Origin of the sequence: Wolbachia endosymbiont of Mansonella perstans (genome assembly GCF_020278605.1) — a bacterium.
Classification (GTDB): domain Bacteria; phylum Pseudomonadota; class Alphaproteobacteria; order Rickettsiales; family Anaplasmataceae; genus Wolbachia.
Genome location: NZ_JACZHU010000094.1, coordinates 1 through 3561, shown reverse-complemented (window position 1 = coordinate 3561; position 3561 = coordinate 1). Strand labels below are relative to the sequence as shown.

General features: G+C 36.3%; 4 protein-coding genes and 1 pseudogene. 3 read left to right on the top strand and 2 right to left on the bottom strand.

Translation table 11 applies throughout. The annotated features are described in order from the left end of the window. Positions 1-106: 106 nt before the first annotated feature. Positions 107-307 (top strand): hypothetical protein, encoded by a 201-nt coding sequence (locus IHO13_RS04790; protein WP_225538517.1) that lies wholly within the window; start codon positions 107-109, stop codon positions 305-307. Between the two features lie 851 nt (positions 308-1158). Here the strand turns inward: IHO13_RS04790 and IHO13_RS04785 are convergent. Beyond that, positions 1159-1260, bottom strand: coding sequence for a phage major tail tube protein (locus tag IHO13_RS04785; RefSeq protein ID WP_255586109.1), 102 nt, complete (start codon positions 1258-1260; stop codon positions 1159-1161). Between the two features lie 197 nt (positions 1261-1457). Here IHO13_RS04785 and gatA point away from each other — a divergent pair, with 197 nt between their 5' ends. Both gatA and IHO13_RS04775 read left to right on the top strand, forming a co-directional pair. Continuing rightward, complete coding sequence (gene gatA, locus IHO13_RS04780) at positions 1458-2927, top strand: Asp-tRNA(Asn)/Glu-tRNA(Gln) amidotransferase subunit GatA (protein ID WP_225538516.1); 1470 nt, start codon at positions 1458-1460, stop codon at positions 2925-2927. Between the two features lie 214 nt (positions 2928-3141). Further along, positions 3142-3312: a hypothetical protein gene (locus tag IHO13_RS04775; protein WP_225538515.1), complete on the top strand. Its 171-nt coding sequence runs from the start codon at positions 3142-3144 to the stop codon at positions 3310-3312. Positions 3313-3330: 18 nt separating this feature from the next. On the opposite strand, the pseudogene IHO13_RS04770 reads toward IHO13_RS04775, so the two are convergent. Beyond that, positions 3331-3561: pseudogene (locus IHO13_RS04770) on the bottom strand (Rpn family recombination-promoting nuclease/putative transposase); the annotation flags it as partial.

The window sequence follows — 3561 nt, the reverse complement described above, 5'->3', positions numbered from 1 at the left end:
TCGTAGATTTTGTGTTTCTTTGATTATTCCTGACTGTTATCAGAAGGGCTATAAGTCTGAAGATGCTCAGGAGCCAGGTAATAATGGAAATAGGTAACTTATTGCCATGAATTCACTGCAATGTGTGGCTTCAATTCTTGAAAGAAAAGCAGAAATTGAACTCTTATACGGTGAAAGCGAGTGTTCTGGAAATGAGCCTGATTGTAGTGATGATGAAGATGAGTATCCAACGTTTTCAAGCCCTCAATCAAACAATGAAAAAGAAGCAGTACTTCCTGACAATGTTACAGATCTGATGATGATGTAGGACAACAAGGGCCCAAAATTGTAGCTTTGCCAAACTACCAGCTAAATACAAGGAAGCCACTAACATCACCAAAGTCCATTAATTTACAAACAAGATCTCAACCCCTTCTGCAAAAATAATGTTTGAAAATAACAACATACCTCATCCCAATCAACAAAATGATAATCATGTCAGTACAAAAATTCCAGTAACCAACCACCTTAAGTAAGGAACTGAGAAAGATGCCTGAAAACAAAATATCTAATCCTAGTTTTAATAAAGGGCATGATTCTGGTTTTGCTTCTAATCAAGCATCAAAAAATAGTATACAGGAAAAGATTAAGATGTTTAAAACAACACACCTTTTAATTCAGTTTCTAAAGTGTCTTCATGTTCTATAAAAGAAGTTTTAAATAGAAGTAACTTCCTTCCTTGAAGCTCTGAGGTTTAGGGAACGTTCCCAAACATTCTGAACGTTCTCAGATTTTCAATAAGTTGCTTATATAGTTAGCCTTTCATAGGTTGCAGCAAAACCGCTGGGTTTACTTTACCTTTGCTGGAAGTGCTTGAATGTCTTTTTTTATGACAATTCTGAATATTCTATATTATACGGCCTAGTCCCAGAAGGCATCTTGATATCTAATCCTCTTTTCTTTATATCGCTCGTCAGCAATTTTAGATAATTCTATATCTTCAATTTCCTTTTCCATTAACTCAATTAATAGAATAGTTTTAAGACAGATTTGTTTTGAGACTGGGCTGCACTAGTGAGCAAACTATTCAACTGATCTTCAGAATTTACATGAGCTTTAGAATCCATATCAATCGTATACTATAACTCATTATGTTTTAACATTTTTATGTAAACTATATTAAACCCCTAAAACCGTTTGTAATAAAGCCATCTGATTAACTCCGTTAACCTTGCGAACCATATTCTCAGCATCAATCTCTATTGGTTCATTTCCACACATAGTAAGCTTGTGAGCATCAACTACATGCTTAAGGCGTTGTTTTTTCAGCTAATTTCCAACCACAAAAATCAAGCTTTTTAACGCTAACTGTTCGACCTGCTAATAATAAGAATTGGTATTATACCGCCATAAATGTATAGATCTTTTGCCTTACCGTTGTTATAATTACTACCTTGCTAAAAATTGAATATTAATAAATGAATGAATTAAGAAAGCTAAGTATTACAGAAATGCACAATGGACTTAAACGGAAAGATTTTTCTGCTGTTGAGCTCGTAGAAGTGCACATTAACGCAGTTGAAAGTGAGAAATTAAATGCATTTGTGACGAAAACTCCAGAAATAGCAATAAAAGCTGCTAAAGCCGCTGATGAGCATTTTTTAAAACAAAAAGGTGGTATGCCACTTATGGGTATACCAGTTGGTGTTAAAGATTTATTCTGCACAAAGGGAGTAAAAACAACAGCATGCTCAAAAATGCTAGAAAACTTCGTTCCGACTTACGAATCTACAGTATCTGAGTTGCTTTTAAAAAGTGGGGCGGCCATGCTCGGCAAGCTCAATATGGATGAATTTGCCATGGGTTCTGCAAACACAAATAGCTATTTTGGTCCTGTTGAAAATGTGTGGGTTAGAAAAAGTGATGGGGAAAAAGTTGTACCTGGTGGGTCATCTGGTGGCTCCGCAGCATCGGTTGCTGGGTTTTTATGCGCTGGAGCACTCGGAAGTGACACCGGTGGATCTGTGCGCCAGCCAGCAGCTTACTGTGGAGTAGTTGGAGCAAAGCCAACTTATGGAAGATGTTCGCGCTTTGGTATGATCGCATTTGCAAGTTCCCTGGATCAAGCAGGGGTCATTACTCGTTCCGTTTCTGACTCAGCATTAATGCTGGAAACAATTTGTGGTTATGATAGTAAAGATTCAACATCGAGTAAAAGGCCAGTACCCAAATTTTCTAATTTTGTAAACGATGATATCAAGGGTAAGCGCATTGGTATACCAAAAGAATATAGAATGGATGGAATTTCAGAAGAAATCATCCATCATTGGGAAAAAGTTTCTTCCGATCTGAAGGAAAATGGTACTGAAGTGGTTGACATTACATTGCCACACACTAAATATGCAATACCAGTCTATTATTTAATTTCTTCTGCTGAAGTTTCATCTAATCTTGCTCGTTATGATGGTGTGCGTTATGGATTCAGAGCTGATGCTGATACCCTTGAAGAAATGTATTCACTAACAAGAGCAGAAGGTTTTGGAAAAGAGGTAAAAAGAAGAATCTTAATTGGTGCCTATGCACTTTCTTCAGGTCACTACAATGAATATTACGAAAAAGCACAATGTATTAGAGCATTAATCAGAAATGATTTTATAAAAGCATTTGAAAAAATAGATTACATACTTGTTCCATCTGCTCCAACAGAAGCTTTTGGCTTGAATGAAAAGCCAGATCCGCTAATTATGTGTATCAATGATGTCTTCACCGTACCAGCAAGTCTAGCTGGATTACCTGCTATCTCCGTTCCTGTTGGACTTTCCAATGAAGGTTTACCGCTTGCTTTACAAGTAATTGGAAACTATTACGATGAAGCTGGAATATTGAATGTAGCAAATGTGATAGAGCAAAATTGCAGCAGAGTAATTGAAATGAATGTGTCTGCTTAGGAAAGCGGCAAAATAGGCAGACAAATAGCATAAAAAGATAACCATAAGAGTAAAGGTGAGTTTACAGTAAATGGTGTCATGCAATACCAATTCTCACTGCCCCACTATTCTACTTGCTTCAGTGTGGATCTTTTCTTCGTTATTGTCTTATGTAATGGAAATTGGTATAAACCACAATATGAAAGGCACAGAATGGATAGCCTAAGTATTGTGTATGGGTCCAAGAGATAAAAAAGATACTATAGAAGAAAAAAAGCAATTCGTACCTGTTCAAAAAGTTAGTTTTACTGTTTCTTCTAGTCAACGAGAAAATCCGTTACAAGAAGAAGTGGAAAACAAACCTGAAACTAATTTAAGTAATGTAATACAAGCAGTCAATCAATAGAAATAGGACTGCCAGGTCTTAGGCCATTTCTTCCTGAAGTTGTACAATTTTAGTTTTAGGAAGGCCAGTAAATTCAGTTGCTAAATCAACAGATACACCAACCTTAAGTAGTTTTTTAGCCACAGTTATTTTAGCCTGTTTTTCGCCTCTTTCTTTACCGATCTGTATGCCGCATTCTTCGCCAATTTGGATGACTTTCTTTATACCTTCTTCAAGTTTGTATTCAAAAATAGCTTCCTCTTTGTATAG

Excerpts from the sequence above, each read along its gene's own strand:
- IHO13_RS04790 (WP_225538517.1), top strand. The coding sequence starts at position 107 with ATGAATTCACTGCAATGTGTGGCTTCAATTCTTGAAAGAAAAGCAGAA.
- IHO13_RS04785 (WP_255586109.1), bottom strand. The coding sequence starts at position 1,260 with ATGTGTGGAAATGAACCAATAGAGATTGATGCTGAGAATATGGTTCGC.
- gatA (WP_225538516.1), top strand. The coding sequence starts at position 1,458 with ATGAATGAATTAAGAAAGCTAAGTATTACAGAAATGCACAATGGACTT.
- IHO13_RS04775 (WP_225538515.1), top strand. The coding sequence starts at position 3,142 with ATGGGTCCAAGAGATAAAAAAGATACTATAGAAGAAAAAAAGCAATTC.